General features: G+C 71.6%; 24 protein-coding genes and 1 pseudogene. 16 read left to right on the forward strand and 9 right to left on the reverse strand.

Annotated features, from left to right (window positions below):
• Positions 1–187 precede the first annotated feature (187 nt).
• Positions 188–832, forward strand: a complete 645-nt coding sequence (locus ACWCRJ_RS26865) for a DNA alkylation repair protein (RefSeq protein ID WP_450941824.1) — start codon at positions 188–190, stop codon at positions 830–832.
• Positions 833–875: 43 nt separating this feature from the next.
• Here ACWCRJ_RS26865 and ACWCRJ_RS26870 read toward each other — a convergent pair whose 3' ends face one another.
• The 4 genes and pseudogenes from ACWCRJ_RS26870 to ACWCRJ_RS26885 form a co-directional block, all read right to left on the reverse strand.
• Positions 876–1,268 (reverse strand): VOC family protein, encoded by a 393-nt coding sequence (locus ACWCRJ_RS26870; protein WP_450941708.1) that lies wholly within the window; start codon positions 1,266–1,268, stop codon positions 876–878.
• Positions 1,265–1,567 (reverse strand): ArsR/SmtB family transcription factor, encoded by a 303-nt coding sequence (locus tag ACWCRJ_RS26875; protein ID WP_450941709.1) that lies wholly within the window; start codon positions 1,565–1,567, stop codon positions 1,265–1,267. The genes ACWCRJ_RS26870 and ACWCRJ_RS26875 overlap by 4 nt, the downstream gene beginning before the upstream one ends.
• A gap of 106 nt (positions 1,568–1,673) precedes the next feature.
• Positions 1,674–2,580 (reverse strand): annotated as a pseudogene (locus tag ACWCRJ_RS26880) (amidohydrolase family protein).
• Between the two features lie 94 nt (positions 2,581–2,674).
• Positions 2,675–4,165 (reverse strand): eCIS core domain-containing protein, encoded by a 1,491-nt coding sequence (locus ACWCRJ_RS26885; protein ID WP_450941710.1) that lies wholly within the window; start codon positions 4,163–4,165, stop codon positions 2,675–2,677.
• Positions 4,166–4,369: 204 nt separating this feature from the next.
• Here ACWCRJ_RS26885 and ACWCRJ_RS26890 point away from each other — a divergent pair, with 204 nt between their 5' ends.
• The 5 genes from ACWCRJ_RS26890 to ACWCRJ_RS26910 all read left to right on the forward strand — a co-directional run bounded on the left by ACWCRJ_RS26890 (position 4,370) and on the right by ACWCRJ_RS26910 (position 8,624).
• Entirely contained in the window at positions 4,370–4,909 is a 540-nt protein-coding gene (locus ACWCRJ_RS26890; protein WP_450941711.1) for an SRPBCC family protein, read from the forward strand.
• Positions 4,902–6,545, forward strand: a complete 1,644-nt coding sequence (locus ACWCRJ_RS26895; protein ID WP_450941712.1) for a phytoene desaturase family protein — start codon at positions 4,902–4,904, stop codon at positions 6,543–6,545. Before ACWCRJ_RS26890 ends, ACWCRJ_RS26895 begins: the two co-directional genes overlap by 8 nt.
• On the forward strand, positions 6,542–7,420 hold the full coding sequence (locus ACWCRJ_RS26900; RefSeq protein ID WP_450941713.1) for an SDR family oxidoreductase: 879 nt from the start codon (positions 6,542–6,544) through the stop codon (positions 7,418–7,420). Before ACWCRJ_RS26895 ends, ACWCRJ_RS26900 begins: the two co-directional genes overlap by 4 nt.
• 129 nt (positions 7,421–7,549) lie before the next feature.
• A complete protein-coding gene (locus ACWCRJ_RS26905; RefSeq protein ID WP_450941714.1) occupies positions 7,550–7,696 on the forward strand; it encodes a hypothetical protein in 147 nt (48 codons plus the stop codon).
• Positions 7,686–8,624, forward strand: a complete 939-nt coding sequence (locus tag ACWCRJ_RS26910) for a hypothetical protein (protein ID WP_450941715.1) — start codon at positions 7,686–7,688, stop codon at positions 8,622–8,624. Before ACWCRJ_RS26905 ends, ACWCRJ_RS26910 begins: the two co-directional genes overlap by 11 nt.
• Before the next feature lie 259 nt (positions 8,625–8,883).
• Here ACWCRJ_RS26910 and ACWCRJ_RS26915 read toward each other — a convergent pair whose 3' ends face one another.
• The gene (locus ACWCRJ_RS26915; protein WP_450941716.1) at positions 8,884–9,732 is read right to left on the reverse strand and encodes an SDR family oxidoreductase; all 849 of its coding nucleotides are present in this window, start codon (positions 9,730–9,732) and stop codon (positions 8,884–8,886) included.
• A 151-nt stretch (positions 9,733–9,883) separates the two neighbouring features.
• On the opposite strand from ACWCRJ_RS26915, the gene ACWCRJ_RS26920 reads away from it, so the two are divergent.
• The 4 genes from ACWCRJ_RS26920 (at position 9,884) to ACWCRJ_RS26935 (ending at position 13,311) form a co-directional block, all read left to right on the forward strand.
• A complete protein-coding gene (locus ACWCRJ_RS26920; RefSeq protein WP_450941717.1) occupies positions 9,884–10,324 on the forward strand; it encodes an RrF2 family transcriptional regulator in 441 nt (146 codons plus the stop codon).
• 112 nt (positions 10,325–10,436) lie between these two features.
• Complete coding sequence (locus ACWCRJ_RS26925) at positions 10,437–11,642, forward strand: globin domain-containing protein (RefSeq protein ID WP_450941718.1); 1,206 nt, start codon at positions 10,437–10,439, stop codon at positions 11,640–11,642.
• Positions 11,643–11,763: 121 nt separating this feature from the next.
• Positions 11,764–12,264, forward strand: a complete 501-nt coding sequence (locus tag ACWCRJ_RS26930; RefSeq protein WP_450941719.1) for a group III truncated hemoglobin — start codon at positions 11,764–11,766, stop codon at positions 12,262–12,264.
• A 144-nt stretch (positions 12,265–12,408) separates the two neighbouring features.
• A complete protein-coding gene (locus tag ACWCRJ_RS26935; protein WP_450941720.1) occupies positions 12,409–13,311 on the forward strand; it encodes a UTP--glucose-1-phosphate uridylyltransferase in 903 nt (300 codons plus the stop codon).
• A gap of 99 nt (positions 13,312–13,410) precedes the next feature.
• On the opposite strand, the gene ACWCRJ_RS26940 is transcribed toward ACWCRJ_RS26935, so the two are convergent.
• On the reverse strand, positions 13,411–14,226 hold the full coding sequence (locus ACWCRJ_RS26940) for a hypothetical protein (RefSeq protein WP_450941721.1): 816 nt from the start codon (positions 14,224–14,226) through the stop codon (positions 13,411–13,413).
• A 189-nt stretch (positions 14,227–14,415) separates the two neighbouring features.
• Between ACWCRJ_RS26940 and ACWCRJ_RS26945 the strand changes: the two genes are divergently transcribed.
• Together ACWCRJ_RS26945 and ACWCRJ_RS26950 are read left to right on the forward strand one after the other, a co-directional pair.
• The gene (locus ACWCRJ_RS26945; RefSeq protein WP_450941722.1) at positions 14,416–15,450 is read left to right on the forward strand and encodes a glycoside hydrolase family 5 protein; all 1,035 of its coding nucleotides are present in this window, start codon (positions 14,416–14,418) and stop codon (positions 15,448–15,450) included.
• Between the two features lie 113 nt (positions 15,451–15,563).
• Positions 15,564–16,124, forward strand: coding sequence for a cytochrome b (locus tag ACWCRJ_RS26950; RefSeq protein WP_450941723.1), 561 nt, complete (start codon positions 15,564–15,566; stop codon positions 16,122–16,124).
• A 27-nt stretch (positions 16,125–16,151) separates the two neighbouring features.
• Here ACWCRJ_RS26950 and ACWCRJ_RS26955 read toward each other — a convergent pair whose 3' ends face one another.
• Together ACWCRJ_RS26955 and ACWCRJ_RS26960 are read right to left on the reverse strand one after the other, a co-directional pair.
• On the reverse strand, positions 16,152–17,729 hold the full coding sequence (locus ACWCRJ_RS26955; protein WP_450941825.1) for an acyl-CoA synthetase: 1,578 nt from the start codon (positions 17,727–17,729) through the stop codon (positions 16,152–16,154).
• A gap of 891 nt (positions 17,730–18,620) precedes the next feature.
• Positions 18,621–19,952 (reverse strand): cytochrome P450, encoded by a 1,332-nt coding sequence (locus tag ACWCRJ_RS26960; protein ID WP_450941724.1) that lies wholly within the window; start codon positions 19,950–19,952, stop codon positions 18,621–18,623.
• A 195-nt stretch (positions 19,953–20,147) separates the two neighbouring features.
• Between ACWCRJ_RS26960 and ACWCRJ_RS26965 the strand changes: the two genes are divergently transcribed.
• The 4 genes from ACWCRJ_RS26965 to ACWCRJ_RS26980 all read left to right on the forward strand — a co-directional run bounded on the left by ACWCRJ_RS26965 (position 20,148) and on the right by ACWCRJ_RS26980 (position 23,769).
• The gene (locus ACWCRJ_RS26965) at positions 20,148–20,873 is read left to right on the forward strand and encodes a DinB family protein (RefSeq protein WP_450941725.1); all 726 of its coding nucleotides are present in this window, start codon (positions 20,148–20,150) and stop codon (positions 20,871–20,873) included.
• Between the two features lie 63 nt (positions 20,874–20,936).
• The gene (locus ACWCRJ_RS26970) at positions 20,937–22,199 is read left to right on the forward strand and encodes an LmeA family phospholipid-binding protein (protein ID WP_450941726.1); all 1,263 of its coding nucleotides are present in this window, start codon (positions 20,937–20,939) and stop codon (positions 22,197–22,199) included.
• A gap of 135 nt (positions 22,200–22,334) precedes the next feature.
• Positions 22,335–23,363: a glycoside hydrolase family 5 protein gene (locus ACWCRJ_RS26975; protein ID WP_450941727.1), complete on the forward strand. Its 1,029-nt coding sequence runs from the start codon at positions 22,335–22,337 to the stop codon at positions 23,361–23,363.
• A 133-nt stretch (positions 23,364–23,496) separates the two neighbouring features.
• Positions 23,497–23,769, forward strand: a complete 273-nt coding sequence (locus tag ACWCRJ_RS26980) for a hypothetical protein (protein ID WP_450941728.1) — start codon at positions 23,497–23,499, stop codon at positions 23,767–23,769.
• A gap of 76 nt (positions 23,770–23,845) precedes the next feature.
• Here the strand turns inward: ACWCRJ_RS26980 and ACWCRJ_RS26985 are convergent, their stop codons facing one another.
• Positions 23,846–24,712 (reverse strand): LuxR C-terminal-related transcriptional regulator, encoded by an 867-nt coding sequence (locus ACWCRJ_RS26985; protein WP_450941729.1) that lies wholly within the window; start codon positions 24,710–24,712, stop codon positions 23,846–23,848.
• Positions 24,713–25,088 lie beyond the last annotated feature (376 nt).

Consider the following 25,088-nt stretch of genomic DNA (forward strand, 5'->3'; position numbering starts at 1 on the left):
TAACGTGTTGTGTACGCCGTGCGGGGCGGGGCGGAACGGTCCCCGGTGGCCCCCCCGCCGCCCCGCGCCGGCGGGCGGGGGGCGCCGGCCGCGCGACCCCGGCACGGGTAGGGTGCATCCGCCACGTGAGGGACGGGAGACCGAGGTGACCGAGACGACGCGGACCGGGACGACGGTCGCCGAGGTGATGGCCGAGCTGGCCGCACTCGACGACCCGAAAGCGCGCGAGGTCAACGAGCGACACGGCGACGACCACGGTGTGAACCTCGGCAGCCTGCGCGCCCTCGCGAAGCAGCTCAGGACGCAGCAGGACCTCGCGTGCGGGCTGTGGGCGACGGGCGACGGCGCGGCGAGGCTGCTGGCGCTCCTGATCTGCCGGCCGAAGGCGTTCGGGCGGGACGAGCTGGACTCCATGCTGCGCGAGGCGCGCACCCCCAAGGTGCACGACTGGCTCGTGAACTACGTGGTGAAGAAGAGCCCGCACGCCGAGGAACTCCGCCTGGCGTGGTGTGCCGATCCGGACCCCGTGGTCGCGAGCGCCGGCTGGGCCCTCACCACCGAACGGGTGGCGAAGAGGCCCGAGGGCCTCGACCTCCCCGGGCTGCTCGACGTCATCGAGGCACGGATGAAGGACGCCCCGGACCGCCTGCAGTGGGCGATGAACCACTGCCTCGCGCAGATCGGCATCGAACACGCCGAGCACCGAGCCCGTGCGATCGACATCGGCGAGCGCCTGGAGGTGCTCAGGGACTATCCGACCTCCCCGGGCTGCACATCCCCGTTCGCGCCGGCCTGGATCGCCGAGATGGTGCGGCGGCAGCAGGCGACGTAGGGGCGCGGCGCGCCGGTCCGCCGCGCCCCTACCCTGCCGGTTCCTACTGCGGCTGGGTCGCGATCTGGATCAGGTTGCCGCAGGTGTCGTCGAGGACGGCGGTGGTGACGGGGCCCATCTCCAGCGGCTCCTGGGTGAAGCGCACACCGAGGCCGCGCAGGCGGTCGTACTCCGCCCGCACGTCGTCGACGGCGAACTGGGCGAGCGGGATGCCGTCCCCGACGAGTGCGTCGCGGTAGGGCTTGACGGCCGGATGTCCGGCGGGCTCCAGGAGAAGTTCGGTGCCGTCGGGCTCGTCCGGCGAGACGACGGTCAGCCAGCGGTCCTTCTCGCCCAGCGGGACGTCGTGCTTCTTCACGAAGCCGAGGATCTCGGTGTAGAAGTGCTCGGCCTTGGCCTGGTCGTCGACGAAGACACTGGTCAGACGGATCTTCATGAGGTGCTCTCCTGCGGTCCGGAGGGGTCGTGCATGAGCCACCGCTCGGTGATCTGCCGCAGCGGGGCGGTGTTCAGGTCGTGGAACTTGTAGCGGCCCTCCCGCCTGGTCTCGACGAGCCCGGCGGCCTCCAGCACGGCGAGGTGCTGGGAGATCGCCTGGCGCGAGCTGCCCAGCCCGTGCTTCATGGTCAGCCGCGAACAGATCTCGAACAGTGTCTGTCCGGACTTCTCGGTCAGCTCGTCGAGGATGGTCCGGCGGGTGGGGTCGGCCAGGGCTTTGAACAGGTCGTCGGCCACGACCCCACCATAGGCAAGCAATAACTTGCCTATCAAGTCCTTCCGCGTTCCTCTGCCGTGTGGACCCGCCACCGCCTTCCGTGTGGACCCGCCGCCGCCGTGCCGGTCACAGCCCGAACAGCTCTGCCGCGTTGTCGTGGCACACCGCCCGCAACCACTCCTCCCCCAGACCCAGGCGCTCCAGGGCGTGCAGCTGGTGGAAGTACGGGTAGGGGATGTTGGGGAAGTCGGAGCCGAGGAGGACCCGGTCGCCGAGGGCGGCCAGCCCGTGGCAGGGCTCGGCGGGGGAACGGCATGAACCCCTCGCTGAAATCGGTGAACGCCATCGTCGTGTCGAACCGCACCTCTCCGTACCGCTCGGCGAGGCCGAAGAACTCCTCGTACTCGGGCATCCCCATGTGCGCGACGACCAGCCGGAGCCGGGGATGACACGCCAGTACGCGCGCGATCGGCCCGGGGCCGGTGTACTTGCCGGGCGCGGGCCCGGAACCGCAGTGGATGACCACGGGGACACCCGCCTCGGCCAGCAACCCCCATGCCTGGTCGAGGAGTCGGTCGGCCGGGTCGTACGCCCCCACCTGTATGTGCGCCTTGAAGACGCGTGCACCCGCCTCGACGGCCTCCCGGACGTACGCGGCGGTGTCCGTCTCGGGGTAGAGGGTGGCGGTGTGCAGACAGTCGGGGGTACGGCGGGCGAAGTCGGCCGCCCAGCCGTTCAGCCAGCGGGCCATGCCCGGCTTGTGCGGGTAGAGCATCGAGGTGAACGCCCGCACGCCGAAGGCCCGGAGCAGGTCCGCCCGTTCCGTCTCCTCCTGGCGGTAGGTGATCGGCCACTCCATGCCACCGGTCAGCGGTCCGAGCGCGTCGAAGTACTCCCACACCTTGCGCAGGACGCGCTCGGGCATGAAGTGTGTGTGGACATCGACGAGGCCGGGCAGACCGAGCGCCCCGGCGAACCGGCGGATCTCTCCGGCCTCCTCGCCCACGGGCACGTCACTGGGGTGATCACTCATGCCTTACACGATCGACTCCCGTGCGGTGGTGGGTCCACCACCGCGCGCGCGTGACCGATGAGGGATCCGTCACCGGCCGTTCCCGGCCGGTCGGCTACAGGTTCTGGCCGCCCTTCACCGGCTGCACGTCCTCGACGAACAACTGGAACAGAAGGCGGGTGATGTCGGTGTCCCCGAGGGAGAGACTGAACGGCTCTTTCTTCTCGGGCTTCAGGCCGACATAGCCAGGAAGGGCCCCTTCGCCGGCCGCGGCCTGCGGGAAGGTACTCCCGGTCTCCTCCTCGCGGGTCTTCCTGATGTGATAGGGAGTGCCCTTGTCTCCTGATATCGCCATGTAATTCGGGTGGAACAGGAGTTCATGCGCGCCCTCCTTGAGGGTGAACTCCATCATCACCTGCTGATCCTCGTCCTTGAAATATTCTTCGGCCTGGCCGATGTCACCGAGGTGGTTCTTCACGGGCATGGCGCCGATCGGGCCGCTGCCCCCCGCCTCCGTCTCGCGATAGCGCTTCGCGATCCCGACGGGGTTCTTGCTCTCGGTCCTCATCCATTCCTCCGTCTCGGCCGCCTTTCCCCGTCCCTTCCACTCCATGATGGCGACGGCCTCGCTCGTGAACATCGACCTGTAGAGCTTCAGGCGCCCGGTCTCTCCCTTTCCGCTCCGCTCGGCCAGTTCAGCCAGGAGAGCCGGCCCCACGGTGTGCAGAACATCCTCCAGCTTCCGCTTCGCGGGTGCGGCGCCCTTTGCCTTCTTCTTAGGCGCCTTGGGCGGAAGCAGCGAGTGCCCGGCCTCCGTCATCTTGTTCTTCCAGTGATCCTCCTGGAACAATTCCTGCGGGTCGCCGAGCATCCGCTGAACAAAGGCTCCGGAGGGTGCTCCGTGAGCGCCGCGCGATTCCTCCGGCGCCCGAGAGGAGTCGGTCGCACGCTGCACGGCGGGCTGTGCCGGGCCTGACATCACCTTGCGCGCGTTGGCCTCGGCGGCCTGCTCGAACCGGTCGGAGGGGTCGGAGACCCTCAGCCCGCCGCCGTCGTCGGTGCCGGCGACGGGACCCTGACGCTGCTGGATGACATGGGTCAGCTCGTGGGCGAGGGTGTGCTTGTCCGCACCGCCGTCGCCGATGACCACGTGGCTGCCGGACGTGTAGGCGCGGGCGCCGACCTCGGCGGCGGACGCCTTCGCCGCACTGTCGTCGTGGATGCGGACGTCGGAGAAGTCGGCGCCGAGCCGCGCCTCCATGTCCGTGCGGGTGGCGCTGTCCAGGGGCTGGCCGGGGGCGCGCAGCACCTCGTGGACGGCCGAGCGCTGCACGTCGTGAACGGCCGAGCGCTGCACGGTGGGCTCCGCGGCACCTCGGTGTCCGCAGTCGGCACCGTGCCGGTGCTCCTCCTGGGCCCAGGAATGGCCGGCCCGGCGCAGCAACTGGACGACCGCGGCATTGCCCGTGGTGCCCTGGAGCGCGAGCAGCCCCTGCGGCGACGACAGATCCGGTCGCCGCCGCGCGGGCGCTTCCATCGTCGTGACGGCGGGGACCCGGACGGCCTTCGTCTCGTCGCCTGCCTTGTCGCTACCGCGTGTCCGCACTGACAGCCCTCTTCCATGATCAACGACTCGACCTTTCTTGATACACCGGCGCCGGCGCGTTCGAGAAGGTCCCTCGGGGCAGACCTCGGCATCCGATCGGGCAACGGCACCGGTCGACGCGACGCCCGCCGCTTGACCTGGTGTGGATCCCCTCGGGCCGGGCACTCGGCCGTCGACCGGGATGGGACCGGCTGGAGGTGTGGCATGGCGGTACGGCATCGTCTGATCAAGGTGAGTCCGCAGGTCGTGTGGGCCGTCCTCGCCGACGGCACCCGGTACGCGGAGTGGGTGGTGGGAACGTCGGCCGCCGAGCCGTTGCGGGGGCGGTGGCCGCAGGTGGGCTCGGCGATCGAGTACGAAGTCCGGGTGGGCCCGCTGCGCCTGAACAACGAGACCGTCGTCCGGTACTGCGACGAGGGCGCCGAACTGGGGCTGGAAGCGCGGGCGGGTGTGCTGGGGACGGCGCGGATCTCCCTCCGGCTCCGCCCCTGGGGACCGTACTGCCTGGTGATCGCGGACGAACACCCGCTGCAGGGAGTGGGCGGAGCGCTCCACAACGTGGGCGTGGAGGCACTGATCCAGCTCCGGCACCGCGCGATGCTCGCCCGGCTCGCCCGGCTCTGCGAGAAGCGGGCCGAGGACGACGGCGGCGCCGAGGCCGAGGCGCGGACCGAGGCCGAACAGCCCACGAAGCTCCACGGGCGGCGCAGGGCCGCGGGCCACGGCACCGGCGGCCATGCCTGACGCGGTGGTGATCGGAGCCGGCCCCAACGGACTGGTGGCCGCCAACCTGCTCGCCGACGCCGGATGGAGCGTCGAGGTCCTGGAGGAACAGCCGGAACCCGGCGGCGCGGTGCGCCACGACAGGGGGGTCGACCCCGACTTCGCGAGCGACCTGTTCAGCTCCTTCTATCCCCTCACCGCCGCGTCATCGGTACTGACACGGCTCGGCCTCGACGAGTACGGCCTGCGATGGAGCCACGCGCCGCACGTCCTGGCGCACCCCCTCGGCGACGGCAGGTGCGCGGTCCTGTCCCGGGACATCGACACCACCGCCGCCTCCCTCGACGCCTTCCACCCGGGCGACGGAGACGCCTGGAAACGTTTGCACGCCACATGGGAGAACCTCGGCCCCGACATCGTCGACGCGCTGTTCACCCCTTTCCCGCCGGTGCGCGCCACCGCCCGTCTCGCCGTCAGGCTGAAGGCGGCCGGCGGCCTGCGGATGGCCCGCACCCTGGTCGCGCCGGTCCGCCGCATGGGGGAGGAGGAATTCCGCGGCGAGGGCGGCAGACTGCTGCTGGCCGGCAACGCCCTGCACGCCGACCTCGCGCCGGAGGCCGCGGGCAGCGGCGGATACGGGTGGCTGCTGTGCATGCTCGGCCAGACCTACGGCTTTCCCGTGCCGGCCGGTGGCGCGGGCGCCCTGACGGCGGCCCTCGTCAGCCGGCTGCGGGCGCGTGGCGGGAGCGTCCGCTGCGGGCATCGGGTCAGTCGCGTCCTGGTACGGAACGGACGGGCCGCCGGGGTCCTCACCTCCGACGGCGAGAAGGTGGCCGCGCGCCGCGCCGTGCTGGCGGACGTGTCCGCGCCGGCCCTCTACGGCGAGCTCGTCGACGCGGAGCACCTCCCGGCCCAGCTGATGGCCGACCTGAAGCGCTTCGAGTGGGACTTCGCCACCTTCAAGGTCGACTGGGCCTGCGACGGGCCGGTGCCCTGGCGGGCCGAGGCGGCGGCTCGGGCCGGAACGGTCCACCTCGCCGACGGCGTCGACGAACTCACCCGCTGCGCCGCGCAGATCGCCATGGGCCAGGTCCCCGACCGCCCCTTCGCCCTGTTCGGCCAGATGACGACCGCGGATCCCACCCGTTCGCCCCGGGGCACCGAGGCCGCCTGGGCGTACACCCATGTGCCGCACGTCATCAAGTCCGACGCGGGCGACGAGGGACTGACGGGCAGCTGGAGCAGCACGGAGCAGGAGGTGATGGCCGACCGTGTCGAAGGTCAGGTGGAGCGGTTCGCGCCGGGATTCCGCTCGCGCATCCGCGCCCGCCGGGTGCTGGCACCGCCCACTCTCCAGGCGCTGGACCGCAATCTGCACGGCGGCGCCATCAACGGCGGCACCGCGGCACTGCACCAGCAGCTGTTCTTCCGCCCCGCCCCCGGCACCGGCCGCCCCGAGACCCCCGTGGACGGCCTCTATCTCGCCTCCGCCTCCGCCCACCCGGGCGGCGGGGTGCACGGCGCGCCCGGCGCCAACGCCGCCCGCGCGGCACTGCGCCGACACCGGCTGCCCGGGCTCACCCTCGCCCAACGCGTCCTCGCCCGCCGGGACCGCACCGGCCGCAGACAGGGCCGGACAGGAAGGGACCAGCCGTGAACGACAGCCCCCTCAAGGACCGCACGGTCGTGGTGACCGGCGCGGCGCGCGGCATCGGAGCGGCACTGGCGAACGCGCTCGCCCGGCGAGGCGCACGGCTGGCCCTCCTCGACCTGGACGAACCGGCGCTGAGGGCGACCGCGGCCGCCCTCCCCGGCGAGGCCCTGGCCATCCGCGCCGACGTGTCCGACGCCGCCGCCCTCGCCGACGCGGCCGAAGCCGTCCGTAGCCGCCTGGGGCCGCCCTCGGTCGTGGTGGCGAACGCGGGCATCGCCGAGGGCGGCCCCTTCGCCCGGTCCGACCCCGGCACCTGGCGCCGGGTGATCGACGTCAACCTGATCGGCAGCGCCCAGACCGCCCGGGCCTTCCTGCCGGACCTGATACGGACCGCCGGCTACCACCTGCAGATCGCCTCGCTGGCCTCGATCGGCGCCGCCCCGATGATGAGCGCGTACTGCGCCTCCAAGTCCGGCGTCGAGGCCTTCACCCACACCCTGCGCGCCGAGACGGCCCAGCACGGTGTGGCCGTGGGCATCGCCTATCTCGGCTGGACCGACACCGAGCTGATCCGCGACGCCGACCACTACGTGACCATGCGGGAGCTACGCGCCCACATGCCGCCGCCGGCCCGGCGCGTCCACCCCACCGAGATGGTCGCCGCGCGCCTCACCCACGCGGTGGAACAGCGGCGGACCGCCGTGTACGTCCCCCGCTGGCTGCGCCTGACCCAGCTGACCCGAGCCGCGATCCCGCCCGTCGTCCTGCGCGCCACCCGCCGCGCTCTCCCCCGCCTCGAAGCGGAGCAGCCCCTGCACCCCACCGGCCTGCTGGGCCCGGGCGGCCGCGCCGACGGCGCCACGCGGGCGGGCGGCTGAGCCGCAGGCGGGCTCGATGACCTAACGTAATGATTCGGATACTCTGCGAAATCGACGACACGGCTGACATCGGGCGGGGAGACGCGGATGGACGCGGGCAGGCGACGATTTCTCGGCAGGTGGGGAGCGGTGGGGACGGGAGTCTCGGCACCCCTCTCCACCCCGGAGCCGCACCTGGGCGGTGTCCCGGCAGGCCTCACGAACCGCATCTCCCAGGAGGCCCGGCGGCTGCGCGAGGCACTCCCCGACGGCACCCCCGGCGACCATGCCGCGTAAGGGTGCGCGGGGTGGCGGGGGCCACGACGTGGAGAAGGCGCTCGACGAGCTCTACGCCACGCCGCCCCCGCGTTTCGTCTCACGCCGCGAGGAGCTGGCGCTGGAGGCCAGGACCGATGGACGCGCGGAGGACGCGCGTCGACTCCATGCCGCCCGGCGCCCCTCCCTCGCCGCCTGGACGGTGAACCTGCTGCGGCGCTCCGAACCCGAGGAGTGCGGCCGGTTCCTGGAACTGGGGCGGGCGCTGCGCGAGGCCTATCAGAGCCTGGACGCCGAGGGAATCAAGGCGCTGTCCGAGCAGCGCCGGAGCATCGTTGCGGCCATGTCCGGGCAGGCCGTCGCTCAGGCCGCCGAGGCCGGTCATCGGCTGTCGGAGCCGGTACGGCGGGACGTCGAGGCCACCCTGCGTGCCGTGCTCGCCGACCAGGAGGCAGCCGACCGGTGGGCCACCGGACGGCTGGAGAGCGCCCTCACCCCGCCGACGGACTTTCCCGGGCGGGCCTCCGCGACCGCGCCGGCCGCCCCACCCCGCGCACCGGCCCGAGCGGTGGATCCGCCGGCTTCCGCGCGGTCCCGTGCGAAGGACGAGGTCGCCGAGCGGCGCCGCCGGAAGGAGGAGCAGCTCGGCCGGGCCCGTGAGGCGGCCGAGGCCGCCGACCGCCGGCTGCGTGATCTGCGCACCGCGCGGACGGAGGCCGAAGCACTGCTGGAGCGGGCGCGTGACCGGCACGACCGGGCGGGGAACGACGTGTCCGCCGCCGAGCGGCGGCTGCGGCAGGCTCAGGAGGACCAGCGACGGGCGGACCACGACCGGCAGGAGGCGCAGGAGCGCTGCGCGGCGACTGCCGACGAGGTGTCCCGGGCCGAGCGGGCGGCCCGCGAGGCCGCCCGGGAAGTGAAACGTCTGTCCGGGCGGTCCGTCAGGTAGCGCGGGCTCCCGTCCGGCGTCCGGCGGGAGGGGGCTGTCGGGGCCGCACTCAGCCGAGCGCCTTGATCTTCTTCATCGTCAGGTGGGGCTCGGTGCGCAGGACGCCGGGCAGACCGGTGTGCACGGTCTTCGCCCGGTGAGCGCGGGCGCCTCACAGAGAAGGGGCCCGCGCTCACCATCGGGGGCACGCCCACGCCGGCTCGGCGCACGGATCGACCGGCCCCGGCACCCCGCGACCGGCCGCCACGCGCCCGTCAGGTCACGCGGACGCCGCCGGCCTGAACACGTCCGCGTGCCGCGCGGCCCACTGGGCGAAGGTGCGGGCCGGGTTGCCGGTGACCTTCTCCACGGTGTCGACGACCGTTTTGCCCACCTCCGGGGTGTTGCCGTACGCCTCGACCAGGAAGCCGATCACCTCGTCCGGGTGGCCCGCCGCCCGCCATTGCGCGACGGCCTGCTCCTCGGTGAGTTCGGTGAGGGCGATCTCCCTGCCCCGGGCGGCGGCGATCGCGGCCACCTTGTCGGCGACGGTCAGCAGCTCGGGACCGGTGATGACGTATTCCTGGCCGGCGTGGCCCTCCTCCGTGAGCGCGACGGCGGCGACGGCTCCGATGTCGCCTTCGTGGACCATGGCGCTCAGCCTGGAGACGAACGGCTCGCGGACCTCGTCCGAGGCCACGATCCCGTCCGCCCACTCCAGGGCGTTCGCCATGAACTCGACCGGCATGAGCACGGTCCAGTCCACACCGTCGTCGGCCCGCACCGCGTCCTCCAGCGGGGTCGGTCCGCCGCCGTGCAGCACGGTGATCCGGCGTACGCCGGCGGCGCGGGCCAGCTCCAGGAGCCGCGGGCCGGTCTCCAGTGGAGCGAAGTAGGCACCGCCGAAGGTGATCAGATGGACGCCGGTGACGCCGGCCAGGGCCGGGATCAGGCTGTCCGGTTCGGCCAGGTCGCCCTGGACGACCTCGACCTCGGCCGGGAAGTCGGCCCTGGACGCGTCCCGGGTGAGGGCGCGGACCGCGTGGCCGCGGGCGAGGAGTTCGGCGACGACCTGACGGCCGACGGTTCCGGTGGCGCCGGTGACAAGGAGCTTCTGGGTCTGAGTCATGACACGACCGTACGGAGCCTTGAGGTCAACTTCCGTCCGCAAGGCCGGAGTTCGGATCGCCGATGCCGGGCACGAGCGTGCACGGGCGAGGAGACGCAGACCACTCCCCCTCAAATACGTATCTGATATGCAACATTGCTAGAGTGCTGCCGTGAGGCTGACCAGATACACGGATCTCGCACTGCGGGCAGTGATGCGCCTGGCCGTCGTGGACAGCGAGGAGTTGCTGACCACGAGGCAGATCGCCGACTCCATGAACGTCCCCTACACCCACATGGCGAAGGCCATCGCACAGTTGCAGCGCCTCGGGGTGATCGAGGCGCGGCGCGGGCGCAACGGCGGACTGACCGTCACCGACGCGGGCCGGAGCACCCCGGTGGGGAATCTGGTCAGGACTCTGGAGGGGGCCCGGGAAGCCGTGGTGTGCGAAGGCGAGACCCCCTGCCCCCTGTCGGGCGCCTGCCGGCTGCGGCGAGCGCTGCGCGAGGCGCAGGAGGCCTTCTACTCCTCGCTCAACGGCGTGACCGTCGGCGATCTGGTGGCGTCACCGACGGGGCCGATACTGCTGGCGCTGGGTGCACCACCGGGCTGACCCGTCGCGGTATCGAGCAGCGCGCGCGGCCCGCGCAGTCAAAAATATGCATCTTTGCTACCAATTCAAAACCCATGCAATCGAACCTCGATCAGGTCCAGGAGTGTGTCTGATGCTTTCCGCGCAGTCGGCCCCCGTCGTCAGGGCGACGCTTCCCGTGGTGGGGGCCTCGCTGACCACCGTCACGGAGCTGTTCTACCGGCGGATGTTCGAGGAGCGTCCGGAGCTGCTGCGGCATCTGTTCAACCGGACCAACCAGGCGACCGGCGCCCAGCGCGAGGCACTGGCCGGCTCGGTGGCGGCCTTCGCCACCCTGCTGGTCGAGCGGCCCGAGGAGCGGCCGGACGCCGTCCTCGCGCGCATCGCGCACAAGCACGTCTCGCTCGGCATCACCGCCGACCAGTACCCGCTGGTCGGACGCCACCTGCTCGGCGCGGTCGCCGAGGTCCTCGGTGACGCCGTCACCCCCGAGGTCGCGGCCGCCTGGGACGAGGTCTACTGGCTGATGGCCAACGCCCTGATGGCCATGGAGGGGCGCCTGTACGCCGAGGCCGGTGTGGAGAACGGCGACGTGTGGCGACGCATGGAGATCGCCGAGCGGCACCAGGAGACCCCCGACGCCGTCTCCCTGGTCCTGCGCCGGACCGACGGCCGCCCCACCGCGCCGTTCCGCCCCGGCCAGTACATCGGTGTGCGGGTGGAACTGCCCGACGGCGCCCACCAGATCCGCCAGTACAGCCTGTCCACGGCACCCGACCACAAGACCTGGCGCATCACCGTCAAGCGCGAGCGGGCCACCGACGGCCGCGTACCCGACGGCGAGGTCTCGTCGTGGCTGCACGCCCACGCCGAGGCGGGCGACCTCCTGGACGTCTCACTGCCCGCCGGTGACCTCGTGCTGCCCGAGGCCGGCACGCCCCTGTTCCTCGCCTCCGCCGGCATCGGCATCACCCCGATGCTGTCGATGCTCGACCATCTCGCCCTCACCTCCTCCTCGCGCCAGGTCACCGTCGTCCACGCCGACCGCAGCCCTCTCGACCATGTCCACCGTGACGAACAGGCGGACCTCGTCAGCCGCCTGACCAGCGCCGATCTGCACCTGTGGTACGAGAACGACGCCCATCTCGCCCCCGGCGCCCATGTCTACGCCGGCCGCGCCACGCTCGACCACCTGACCCTGGCCGCCGACACCACCGCCTACCTCTGCGGTCCGCTGCCCTTCATGCGCCTGATGCGGGGCGCGTTGCTCGCCGAGGGACTCCACCCGTCCGCCGTCCATTACGAGGTCTTCGGCCCCGACCTCTGGCTCGGCAAGTAGGCATGGCAGCCCCACGGCGGCCCCTCGCACCACTCGCACCACTCGCACCCCGCGCACAGCTCGCACGCGACAAAGAGCAGCCGGCGCCGGCCACGGCCGTCCGCACGCCCGGAGGAACCGCATGACCCACGACGACCGACGGCGGCCGGCCGCCGGCCCGGCGGAGCAGCTCCCCGACATCGCGGGCCGCGAGGACGTGGAACGCCTGGTGCGGGCGTTCTACGACGTGGTCCTCGACGACCCGCTGATCGGACGGCTCTTCACGGAGGTGGCCCGCATCGACGTGGCCACCCATCTGCCCGTCATGGCCGACTTCTGGGAGAGCGCCCTGCTCACCCCTGGTGTCTACCGCCGCAACGCCCTGCGCGCACACCGCGACCTGCACGCCAGGAGCCCGCTGCGCGCCGAGCATTTCGATCGCTGGCTGGAACTGTGGACCGTCGCCGTACGAGGGCGTCACGCCGGGCCGGTGGCCGACCGGGCGGTCATCAAGGCGCGGGCCGTGGCCGGGGCACTGCTGCACAACACGGCCGGTGCCGGACGGCCTCCCGCGGTGCGCGGTCCAGTCGTCGTCGACCTCGAACCACCGACGAGACGCCCGCCATCCGCTCCACGGAGCTGAGCACCTTCGTCGACGGCGCGGCGGGGGACGGCCACGTGGCGCCCCAGAAGGGCCTGGGTAGGCTTTCTCCCGGGCCGCGCGACCGTGTGCGCCCAGGTCGCCCTGCCAACCGGTGCGGTGTGCCGCTCGACCGAGAGAGACATGATGTCCCCGACGATTCGCAGGGCTGTGATCCCCGCCGCCGGCCTCGGCTCCCGTCTGCTGCCGCTGACGAAGGCGACGCCCAAGGAGATGCTCCCCGTCGGCGACAAGCCGGTCATCGAGCACACGGTCCGTGAGCTGGTCGACTCCGGCATCACCGACATCACCATCGTCGTCTCCGGCGGCAAGAGCCTCATCCAGGACCACTTCCGCCCCAACCCCGCCCTGGTCGGGCAACTGCGCGAGGACGGCAAGACGGCCTACGCGGACGCGGTGGAGGAGGTCGCGGAGCTGGCCCGGCGCGGCCACATCACCTACCTCGACCAGTACGGCCCGTACGGCAACGGCACCCCGGTGCTCAACGCCGCCCGGGCCTTCGGCGACGAGCCGGTGCTGGTGCTCTGGCCCGACGACGTCTTCGTGGCCGAGACCCCCCGCGCCCAGCAGCTGATCCGCGCCTACGAACAGACCGGCTGCCCGGTGCTGGCCCTCCTGCCGATGGACCCCACCGAGTCCCAGCGCTACGGCGTACCCATAGTCAAGGAGGACCTCGGCGACGGCCAGTTGCGCATCACCGGCCTGGTGGAGAAGCCCGAGCCCGCCGCCGCACCCTCCGCGTACGCGGCCATCGGCGGCTACGTCGTCACCCCCGGCATCATCGACGAACTGCGCGAGCAGACCCGCCGCTGGTACGAGCACCGCACCGGCGAGGTCTACCTGACCGACGCCATCAACGCCTACGCCGCCACCCGCGCGGTGTACGGACAGGTCATCAAGGGCCGCTGGTACGACACCGGCAACCCCGCCGACTATCTGGTCGCCCAGATGGCCTTCGCCCTCTCCCACCCGGAGTACGGCCCCCTCCTGCGCGGCCTGGTCAACGGCCTCGACGCCGACACGGCCTAGCACCGCGCCCCGAGCGACACGGGCACATACCGCGCGGCCCGCGAACAACCCTCACCCGACCGCGCCTGTCGACGCACGACATCACTCCACAGGCCGGCGTCAGCGCACGCGGCCGCCTTCCGAGACCAGCCATGCGCCGGTTTCCCAGTCGGACGGACCGTCTTCCGTCCGATAACAGAGGTCGAATCGGATATCCAGCCCCGGCCAAGGACTGCGGACCGGTACGACGCGGAAGACCTCCTCGAGTTCGGGGAACGTCATCCCTTCGGGCTCGGGGAACAGCTGCTCCAGTTCCGGGCGGGTCAGGTCGGTCCAGAGCGCGAACTGCCACTGCGGCTGCGTCAGCCACTGGTCGTGGACGAGCTCGAACCGTGGCTCGCGGCCGACGACGAAGTCATGGATGTCGTCGAGAAGTTCGTCCGATGTCGACGGAAGGACGAAGGGCCAGTCCTCGCCGGTGGGATAGCGGTACATGGTGGACGTCGAGGCGATCGCGCTCACAAGCTCGTGCCACTGCTCGCGCGAAGTGACACAGGCGGGCACGTTCACCCCGGTGTGATCGACTCGCCGGACATGCCCGGCCACGCGGCGGGTCAGGTCCGCCAAGTCGACCCGGGCCGGCAAGGCCCGAGTCTCGCGCGTGTCGGCCGCAGCCCGAGCGGAGACGGACAGGTGCGCGCCGAAGGCGACTTCAGGGGCGCCCACGTCGGCCAGCTCGAACGCCGTCACGGGACGGGCATCGGCCGGCCGCGGCGGGGTGAGCGTCAAGCGGTTCCCCACCCGGTCGGGCGTACGCGCGGATCCGGTGAGGTCGGCGTACGCCACCTCGGCGAACAAGGAGCGCAGTTCGCCGAGGAAGCGATGCGATTCCGGTGCGTCGGGCAGGAGGAAGGTGATCTCGGACAGGCGACCCATCCGCCCGACCGTAGCCGAATTCGCGTGCGTCGTCGACGCCGATCCACGTGCGGCGGTCTTGTCAGACCTCTTGCAAAGGTCCGGACCAACTGATAATTCCCTTTCTGTTAGGAAAGTTTCCTACCAGTTGTGTTCCCCGAATGGCCGATCGGTGACCGCCGGTCGGCCACAGACCGCCAGGAGTCCCCCATGAGACCGGCACGACATGTTCCGCTCGTCGCCGTGCTGCTCCTTCTCGGCCTCGTTCTGACCCCCAACACCGCGCAGGCCGGCCCCACAGCCCCGAGAGCGGTCACACCCGTCGCCGCCAACGGACAGCTCAAGGTGTGCGGTACCAAGCTCTGCAACCAGCAAGGAAAAACGATCCAGCTCCGAGGGATGAGCACGCACGGCCTGCAGTGGTACAGCCAGTGCGTCACCAACGGCTCGCTCAACGCCCTCGCCACCGACTGGCGGGCCGACGTACTGCGCGTCTCCATGTACATCCAGGAGGGCGGTTACGAGACCGATCCGCGTCGCTTCACCGACCTGGTCCACGCCGCCATCGAACAGGCCACGGCCCGCGGCATGTACGCCATCGTCGACTGGCACATGCTCGACCCGGGCGACCCGCACCAGAACCTCGCCCGCGCCAAGACCTTCTTCTCCGAGATCGCCCAGCGCCACCGCGACAAGAACAACGTGCTGTACGAGATCGCGAACGAGCCCAGCGGAGTGAGCTGGTCCCGCATCAAGAGCTATGCCGAGCAGCTGATCCCCGTCATCAGGGCCAAGGACCCGAACACCCCGATCCTGGTCGGCACCCGCGCCTGGTCCTCACTCGGCGTGTCGGACGGCGCGAACGAGTCCGAGGTGGTCAACAACCCGGTGAACGCGGCCAACATCATGTACACCTTCCACTTCTACGCGTACTCGCACCGCGACGAGTACCTCCAGACCCTCTCCCGCGCGGCCGACCGCATACCCGTCTTCGTCACGGAGTTCGGCACCCAGAACTACGCGGGTGAGGGCGCGAACGACTTCACCATGTCGCAGCGCTACCTCGATCTGATGGCGGCCAAGAAGATCAGCTGGGTCAACTGGAACTACTCCGACGACGAACGCTCCGGTGCCGTCTTCAAGCAGGGAACCTGCGCCGCCAGCGGTCCGTGGACCGGCACCTCCCCCCTCAAGCCCGCGGGCGTCTGGGTCCGCGAACGCGTCAGGACTCCGGACGACTTCTGACCCCTACGAAAGCGCGACGGGAGCCCGGCCCACCGGTACATCGCACCGCACCCACGGGCCGGCTCCCCCGTGTCGAGGCGGGCGCAGGTCCGCCGATGGGGCAACTTGGGGAAATGTCCTCCCCTCTGCGCAACGGCCCGCACGGCTATGGGATCGTCACGAAAGCGCTCCACTGGATGGTGTTCGTGGCCATCGCCGTGCAGTTCGCCGTGGGCTATCTGCTCGACATCGACGACAGTGGTCGTGGCCGAGGCCGTGGACGCGGACGCGGTGAGGGCTCGGGCAGAGGGCGAGGCCGCGGCAGGGGCGGGGAGGAGGCGTACGAGCCCTTCGGTGACGACACGCTGCTCACCGTCCACGTCGTCCTGGGCGCCACCGTCCTTCTGCTCGGCGCCGCCCGCCTCGCCTGGCGCCTCACCACGCCCCTGCCCCCGTGGGCGCCCACCCTCACCCCGGCGGAGCGACGCCTCGCACACGGCACCGAGACCGCCCTGTACGCGGCCACGTTCGCCGTCCCGCTCACCGGTGTCGCCCTGCTCCTCTCGGGCGAGGACCTGCTCGTCCCGCACATCGCCGCCCAGGCCGTCCTCTACGCCGCCCTCGCGGCACATGTCGCTCTGGTGCTCAAGCACCAGCTGGTCGACGGCGACCGTCTCCTGCGCCGCATGCTGTGACGGGCAGGCCCGCTCCCCCGAATGACGTCAGTCCGCCTCGTCGAGCAGTCGCCGCACGCCGGTCCGGTCCAGCTTCCCGGAGGCGTTCCTCGGGACGGCCGGGACGATGGTCAGGTGCTGGGGCAGTTTGTAGCCGGCCAGCGTCTTCGCCGCGTACGCGTGGACGGCCTCCAGGGTGACGTCCGTCGTGCCGTCCACGCTCATGACGGCCTGCACGGTCTCGCCCCACTCCTCGTCGGGGACCCCGACGACCGCGATGTCGACCACACCCGGCATGGGGGCCAGCGCCCGCTCGACCTCCGCCGGATAGATGTTCTCGCCGCCACTGATGATCATGTCTTTGAGCCGGTCGACGATGTACAGACAGCCGTCCTCGTCGAGGTGGCCGATGTCGCCCGAATGGAACCACCCCTCGTCGTCGAAGGCCGCCCGGTTGGCCTCCGGGTCGTTCCAGTAGCCCGGCGTGACGTTGGGGCCACGTACGACGATCTCCCCCGGTTCCCCCGGTCCCAGCGGCGTGTTGGTGACGATGTCCACGACCCGGACCTCGGTGAACGGCATGGGGACACCGGCGGAGCCGAGCTTGTCCCGGGTCCGCTCGGCCGGCAGATGCGTGGCGAAGGGGGCGGTCTCGGTCAGGCCCCACGCCTGCTGCAGCACCACCCCGTGATCGGCGTACTGCTCGATGAGCGCGGGCGGCACCGGGGCGCCCGCGACCACGATCGACCGCAGACGACTCAGATCCTGGTCGAACAGGCCGGGCTGCCTGGCCAGGGCGGCGAACATCTGAGGGACGGCGAACAGGGAGTTGACGCGATGGGTGACCAGGTCGTCGAGGCACGTCCGCGGGTCGAAGGCACGTCTGACGACCACGGTCCCCCCGCGCACCAGGGTACGGAGCACGAAGCTGTTCAGGGTGCCGATGTGGAACAGCGGAGCGACGGCGTACGTGACATCTCCGCGGCGGGTGTCAAGTCGGAGGTCCACGTTCACGGCGTTCCAGAAGACGTTGCCGTGGGTGAGGACCACGCCCTTGGGTGTGCCGGTGGTGCCCGAGGTGAACATCAGGATCGCCGGGTCGTCGGCGTACTTGGCGGCCACGCAGGACGCGGGTGCGGCGGCCGCGAGAAGGGGCGCCCACGGCTCCCAGCCCGCCGCGCTCCCGGCCGGCACCTCGGGGTCGTCGTCCACCAGGAGGAAGCGTGTGAGGGCGGTCCGCTCGCGTACCGCGTCCACGCTCTTTCGGTGCCCCTCCTCGCAGACGAGGGCGGTCGCGCCGCTGCGGACGAGGACGGCCTCCAACTCGGCTGCCGCCAGGCGGAAGTTGACCGGGACGTAGACGGCCCCCAGCCGGTGGGCGGCCAGCAGCGTGACGACGAAGGAGCCGCTGTTGAGGCCGAGGTAGGCGACCCGGTCCCCGTCGCCGATGCCGCCGTCGGCCAGGACGGTGGCCAACCGGGCTGCCCTGTCGTCGAGTTCGGCGTAGGTGAGATCGCCGCCCGCGTAGCGGATGACGACCGAGTCGCCGTGGTGGCGGGCGTTGTACGCGACGGCCGCGGCCGGGTTGAGGTCGACCCGCAGGCCCGAGTTGCGCGGGTGCGGCATCGTCGCTTCAGGGGTGGTCACGAGCGGCTCCTCATCGAGCGTCAGGGGTCGGGCGTCGCGAGTGGTCACGGTCGGCGGCAGCGGCGACAGCGGGGGGTCGGCGCGCTTACGCACGGGCGAGCCGAGAACGCGCGACCCGGGGCCAGGGCCTCGGGCCGCGCGGAGCGGTGTTCATGCCGCCGCAGGCTACGCCGTCGACGCGGACCTGCGGAGCGGGTCGGTGGAGGAGGTAACCGCGCGTGCGACACGCAGAGGTGGGGGACGCCGTCCACGAAGTCCGTCGCAGGGCCGTCCGGCTCACGACGAGGACGACGACGGTCGCCGCGCCCCTCGGCCTTCTCGGGTTCCTCACCGTCCGTCCTGGCCATGTGCTCACGCAGCACCATGATCCTCGTACTCGCGGCCCCGGTCCTCCACCGGCGTCGCGTTTCGCACGATCAGGAAGAGTGCCATTCCGGCTGGTGAGGCGAAAGCGCGCGGGCCGTACGCCGGGACAGCCGCCCCCAAGGCGCAGATCGTACGGGCGGCACACCGTTTCGCGGAGAACGGCGACGTCAAGGCTTCCCTGCGCGACATCGCGGCACGCGCCGGCATCACCCACGCGGGTCTCCTGCACCACTTCCGCCAGGAGCCGCCCGAGCTGATGCGCCTGTGGATCGAGCCGGCCGCCGCGGCCTCACGCCCGGATCATCCGGCCCACGCGTACTTCGTCGAGCGCTACGAACCCGGGCGCGACCGGTTGCCGCGGGAGTCCAGGAGACGACGCCGCTCGCGGCGGGCCTTCGGCCGGGAACCCACCGACGAGCGACATCAGCACCGGAGCCGCTCGGCGGGCGCACCCCGCGCCGTGCGCCCGTCGTCGCTGTCAGCCCGGGATTTCAGCCCGGGAATTCAGTCCAGGGACGGACCCAGGGTCGCGGGGCTGGATCCGTCGGGGCGAACGGTGAGGCCGAACACGGCGGTGGTGGGGGTGGAGCGGAAGGCCGGGACATGGGCCGGCAACAGGTGTTCCAGCAGGACGGTCGACTCGCGCAGCGCGAACTGCAGGCCGAGGCAGGCGCGGGGGCCGATACCGAAGGGGAAGTACGCGCCCGGGTGGGTCGAGCGACCGTTCGGGGTGGTGAAGCGCCGGGGGTCGAAGCGCTCCGGGTCCGGCCACGGTCCGGGATCGCGGTGCGTGAGGTACGGGCAGACCAGGAGGTCGGTGCCCGCCTCGACGGTGTGGCCGGCGAGGATGTCGTCCTCGGCGGCGTGGCGGGGCAGGATCCAGGCGGGCGGGTAGAGCCGGAGCGTCTCGTGGATCAGGGCCTGGACGGCCCGGCGGCGCTCGGCCGAGCCCTCGGCACCGGCGGCGAGGGCCTGTTCGCGGGCTTCGGGGTGCCGGTCGAGGAGCAGGTGGAGCCAGGTCAGGGTGGTCGCGGTGGTCTCGTGGCCGGCCGCGAGCAGGGTGACGAACTCGTCGCGGATCAGCCGGTCGGTGTATTCGGGGCGCTCGGTGGCGGCGTCGGTCAGAAGGTGCAGCAGGCCGGGACCGTGCGGGCCTGCCGCCCCGCCGCGGGCGGCCTCGATGGCGTGCCGGGCGACCGCGTCGATCCGGGCGAGATCGGCGGCGACGGCTTCGCGGGCCTCGTCGGCGTCGGCGGGCAGGGTCGGCAGGGCGGCGCCCACGGTGTCCACGGCTGCCAGTTCGCGCTCGGTCGCGTCGTCGAGGGGGTGGCCGGTGAGTGAGCGCCAGATGGTGTCCAGGGCGAAGCGGCGCATCTCCTGGCCCACGTCGAAGGTCTGCCGGGTGCGGGCGTACGCGTCCCAGCGTTCCGCCGTGGTCCGGGCGGCGGCGGTGATCCGCTGTTCGTGGCGGCGCATCCCGGTGCCGGTGAACTGGGCCTGCAGCAAGCGGCGTTGCCGTTGCCACGCCGCGCCGGTGGCGGCCAGGACACCGTCGCCGATCAGCAGACGCGCCCGATGCGAACGCTTGACGTACCGCTCCGGCCGCCGGGCGAGGACGTGCTGCACCGCGGCCGGGTCCGTGACGAGGACGGTGGGGGCAGGGCCCAGACGGAACGCGGCGACACCGCCGAGCCGTTCGCGAACCTGGGTCAGCAGCGCGACCAGTTCGCCTCCGTCCGCCCGCCACCGCTCCACGAGCCCCGGCTCGGCCTCGGGGATCGGCTTTGCCGCCCCGGGAGCGTACGGAAGAGCGCCGAGACCGGCGTCGGTGTCCATCTGTCTTCCCCCTGATCGACCGCTGAGCCGGCCCTGAACCGTCGAGGACGTACGGCACGGACTGTACGCGAACAGGTACATCGCGTGACAGTCGCCGGAGGGTGCCCCGTAAATGCGGTGGCCCTTCGCGAGGGAGGTCGTTAGCTTCCCTCTGCGCGTGACAGCGAAGTGCGCCACCGGAAAAGGGAGCCGCAGATGGAGACGCAGGGTGCGCCGAGCGACCGATTGGGGCTGCTGCTCGACCAGTTCGACCAGGCCCGCGAGATGGCCCGGGTACGGCTGGCGGGGCTCGGCGACGCGGAGTACCTCTGGGAGCCGGTGCCCGGTTGCTGGTCGGTCCGGCGCCGGGGCGAGGCGACGACGCCCGGGGCGTTCGGGCCGGGCGAGTGGGTGCTCGACCTCGGCGCCCCGGCCATCCCCGCGAGCGAGTACGCCGAGGTCGCCCGGCAGGCCGCCGACGGAATGAGCGTCGCCGCGATCGCCGAGGACTGGAGTGTGAGCGTCGAACGGGTCGAGGAGGTTCTCGCCCACACAGGCACCCCGGAGCCCGACCGGACGCCGGTCACGACCATCGCGTGGCGACTGGCCCACCTGCACGTCCAGTTCGCGGGCGGCTGGGAGTGGACCTTCGGCGGACGGCGGCAGGATCCGCGGCTGGCGGTCGATTTCCAGCCGTCCGCCGCCTCGGCACTCGACCGGTTCTGGCCCGTGGTCGACCGGTGGCGCGAAAGCGTCGCCGGCGTCACCGACGAGCAACTCGACACGATCGGCTTCTCGCAGTATCCGTACGGCTCCGCCCCGTACGACCCGTTCGTGGGTGTCCTGTCGGGGAGCAACCTCGAATTCATTCACCACATGGCCGAGATCGCCCTGCTGCGCGACCTGTGGCGGGCCCGCGCCGACGCCGCGTCGCAATCGTGAACTAGATCGCATACCCGGGGTTCGAGTTGCGGGCAGGGGTGGTGCACATGTTCGGATGAGACGATGCGCTCCCCCCACCGCACAGATCCACACGAACCGGCCCTCGACCGCTCCACCGCGCCCCGCAATCCGTACGACGAACTCGGCACCCTCGACGACGGCCCGCTGGAGGCGACCTCGCTGGAGGACTTCTTCGACGAGGACACCACCGAGGCGGCCACCGGGGAGGGGGACGAGCAGGAGCCGGAGTGGACTCCGCCCGTCCACCGTCGCGGCGGCCGGCGCCGGCGCGGGCGCGGGCGCTTCGCGGGGCTGCCCCTCGCGGTGAAGGCGGTGGTGGGCATGGTCGTCCTCGCCTCCTTCGTGACCCTCGCCGACCGCTGGGCCGTGTTGTACGCCGAACACCGGGCCGCGGACACCCTGGAGGACCGGCTGGACCTGGCGGCCGCGCCCGAGGTGGAGATCGGCGGTTTCCCCTTCCTCACCCAACTCGCGGGCAAGCGGCTGGACTCGGTGCGGGTGACCGTGCCGGACGTGGCGGCCGACCGGGTGTCGCTGGCGAAGGTGTCGGCCACGGCCCACGACGTACGGCTGGACGCCGACGGCCTCACCTCCGTGCGCGGCGCACGCGTCCCGCGCCTCGACGGCGATGTGCTGCTGTCGTTCGCCGACCTCAATCGTGAACTCGGCGCGTCCCAGGTGACGTTCACCGGTGACGGCCGGGACCGGGTCCGGGCGCGCGGCACCCTGCCGGTCGCCGGACGTGATCTGCGGCTGCGCGCCGAGGCCACGATCCAGCGGGAGGGCGAGCGGGGTATCGCCACGCGGATCGGCGGCATGCGCCTGGACATCGGGGACCTGGCCACCTACCGCCCCGGCACGCGCGCCTCGGACGGTCTGCACCTGACGCCGAAGGCGGCCGCCGGCCTCGCCCGGGAGACCCGCAGGGCGAAGGCACTGCTGTCGGTCCCGGCGATCGTGAAGCGGCTGGGGGTGCCCGACGCGACCGCGCGCGCCGCCCTGAGCGACGACGGCGAACTCGCCGAACTCACCGGCTCACCGCGGTTCGCGCGCCAGGCCCGGAGCCTCAACCTCATCGATCTCGCCCTGGACAACCCCGCTCTGCTGCGCGACCTGGGCCTGGACCCCAACCTCCTGGACGCCCTGTCCCAGCTCACCCGGCCCGTCCTCGCCGACCAGCTGTCCCTGTCCTTCGAACTGCCCGAGCCGGAGCGCGGGACCATGCGGCTGCGGGACGTCCGGGTGGAGGAGGAGGGCATCCGGGTGCGGCTCATCGGGTCGGAACTGGCTGTGGGCGGCTCATAGTTCTGTGTTCTTGATGAAATTTGGTGTGCAGATGTGTTGACCTCTGTTCGAGATCTCTTCTACTTTGCGGGAGTTACAGATCCGCCGACCTGCCCTTCCAGGTTTCGCGGACGCAACCGCCCAGAAAGGGATCCGGTGCCACTCAAGAACCATCGCGGGACAGCCTGCCTCGCGGCGTCGCTGGCCGGCGTCACGGCATTCGGCGGACTCGTCGCCTCCCCCGCATCCGCCGCCCCCCACCACGCCTCGCCGCCGCCCGTCAGCGAGTTCCGCGGCGTCAACTGGGCCGACCCGCGTGACAACTACGCCGACGACGCGGTCGTGCCCTCGGGCCTGTCCACCACCGACGGCTACGCCACGGCCTACGCCAAGTCCAAGGCGATCATCGGCGGGTTCTCCAAACTCGGCGCCAACACGGTGCGCCTCCCGGTCAACCCCACCTCCGTGAACGGCCCCTTCTGGAAGTCGTACCGGGGCGCGATCGACGCCGCCACCGCCAAGGGCTTCAAGGTCGTCCTGGGCTACTGGGAGGCCGACAACGCCAAGGACGGCAAGATCGACGACCAGGCGACCTGGGACCGGATGTGGCGGCGGATCACCTCCGCCTACGGCCACAACGGCAAGGTGTACTTCGAGCCGATGAACGAGCCGTTCGGCTACACCTCCCAGGAATGGCGCGACGTGGCCGCCCGCTGGCTGGACAAGCACCGCTCCATTCCCCGCGACCGGGTCCTCATCGGCGGCTACAAGTACAGCGAGGACGTCAAGCCGGTCTGCGCCGACAAGCGGCTCGACGGCACCCGGATCGCCCTGCACAACTACGGCTTCTGGCACACCGACTGGACCAGCGTCGACCAGTGGAAGGCGGACTTCAAGGAGCGCATCGGCACCTGCGCCTCGCGCACGATCCTGGACGAGTTCGGCGCTTCCATGACGACCGGCCTGGACTACAACGGCCCGGTCAACGGCTCCAACGAGGTCGCCTACATCCAGGCCGCCACCGACGTCATCCGGGAACTGCGCCTCGGCTCGGTCTACTGGCCCGGCCTGCGCAACGGCGACACCTACTCGCTGACCACCCTCCAGGGCACGGGCACCCGTCTCAGCCTGAAGGTCAACAACCAGAGCGGGCTCGACCGCCTGCACTGGGCGTGGAAGAAGTAGCGGCGGCACGACAGCCCCGCTGACCCGTCCGGGTCCGGCCCCCCGGTGGCCCGGACCCGGACCTGCGCGCTTCCGCTCGCCACTGAAAGGCCCTGTCCGGCACCGCAGTTGACGGCTGCCACGGCACATGCTCATGACCGGGCCGGCCGGCTACGACGCGGCCACCGACGCGCGGCTCGACGGCGCGAAGGACTGCAAGGTCAAGGCGGCGGCGCCCTTCGGCACTCTCCTCGCCGTCCTCACCGGCGACCGGAAGTTCCCCGTCCACACCGTCGGACGGAAGCTGACGTTCGTGGCCACCGGGCACGGCACCCTGCACCTGGGCATGAACGACGCCGCCGGCTCCTGTTCCGAGAACCACAGTGGCACGCTGATCGTGCGGGTCGCCGGCACACACCGGAACTGACGGAACGACGGGCCCTGCCGGGCAACCGGCGTCCTGCCGAGGCAACCGGGCCCCGTGAGCGGCGGGCCCGCCCGGGTCACGGCAGCAGTCCCGCGCGCCGCGCCGCGGTGACCGCTTCGAAGCGGGTGGTGGTGCCCAGTTTGCGCATGACCGAGCGCAGATGACCCTTCACGGTCTCCAGGCCGATGTCGAGCCGGGTGGAGATGTCGAGGTTGGTGCAGCCCGCGGCGACCGCGGCGAGGACGTCGAGTTCCCGGGGAGACAGCCGCGCCCGCCTCTCCGGCACCGATTCCCCGGGCCCCTCTGAGCAGCAGCCCCGCTCCAGCAGACGGCACACCTCGTGGAAACGCTCCTTGAGGTGTCCGTCGTCGAGGGCCGCGGTGAGTTCCAGGAGGTCGGCGTGGGCCTCGTGGACGCGTTCCCAGGCGGCGTCGTCGCGGGGCGCGGTGCCGACGCGGCCGGCCCGGGCCTCCGACAGCAGCCGGTGGACCTGTTCCCGGCACGCGAGGAACTGCTCCAGATCGCGCGCCGCCCGCGTCACCGCCGTCAGCACCCGGTCGCCGAGACGTACCGCGTCGCGCGATCCCACGAAGACCACCGCCCGGGACGTGGTTCCCACGATCACGGGCGCCGCCGCCATCGCCCGCACCCCCTCGGCCGCGACGAAGGAGTCGTACTCATGGCTGATCCGCCGAGCCGACCGGTAGTCGCTCACCGCCGCCGGCCGGCCGGTCGTCAGCACCTTGCCGATCAGTCCGGCCCCCGCCGGCACGGACAGTCCCCGGCGGTCCCGTGATCTCACTCCGCTCGTCTCGCTGATCCGGAGCTGCCCCGGTCCGACGACCCAGGCGACCCCGGCGACGGACATCCCGCTCTCCCTGCGCAGAGCCAGGACCGCGGCGCGGGCGGCCGCCGCCTCTTCGCTGTCTTCCGCCGGTAACACGACCGGGTCGACTCCTTATCTGACCGACAGTGGGGAACGCGCCGACTCCCCCGTCGTCAGAAGAACAGTTCTGTAGAAGTCTCAAGTACGTCAAGAGACGTCGGAGAAAACGTAGTTGACGATCTGTCAGTACAGCCCGGAGGTGACACGTGCACGCACACCCGGGACAGTCGCACCCCTGCCGGGCCGAGTCGCGACCGGCTCTGCTTCGACCCGGTCCACGTCGCCATGCCGCCCGCGCACCCCCCTCACACGGGGGTAGCTGGACGGGCTCGGTCTCCCTCATGGTGGCCCAAGGCCCTGTGGACGCCGGGTCGTTGTCCGCTCCTTGTACGTGGACAGCACCCGGGTACACGCTCTCAGCGGTCGCCGCACC

The sequence above is a fragment of the Streptomyces sp. NPDC002324 genome, assembly GCF_053593335.1.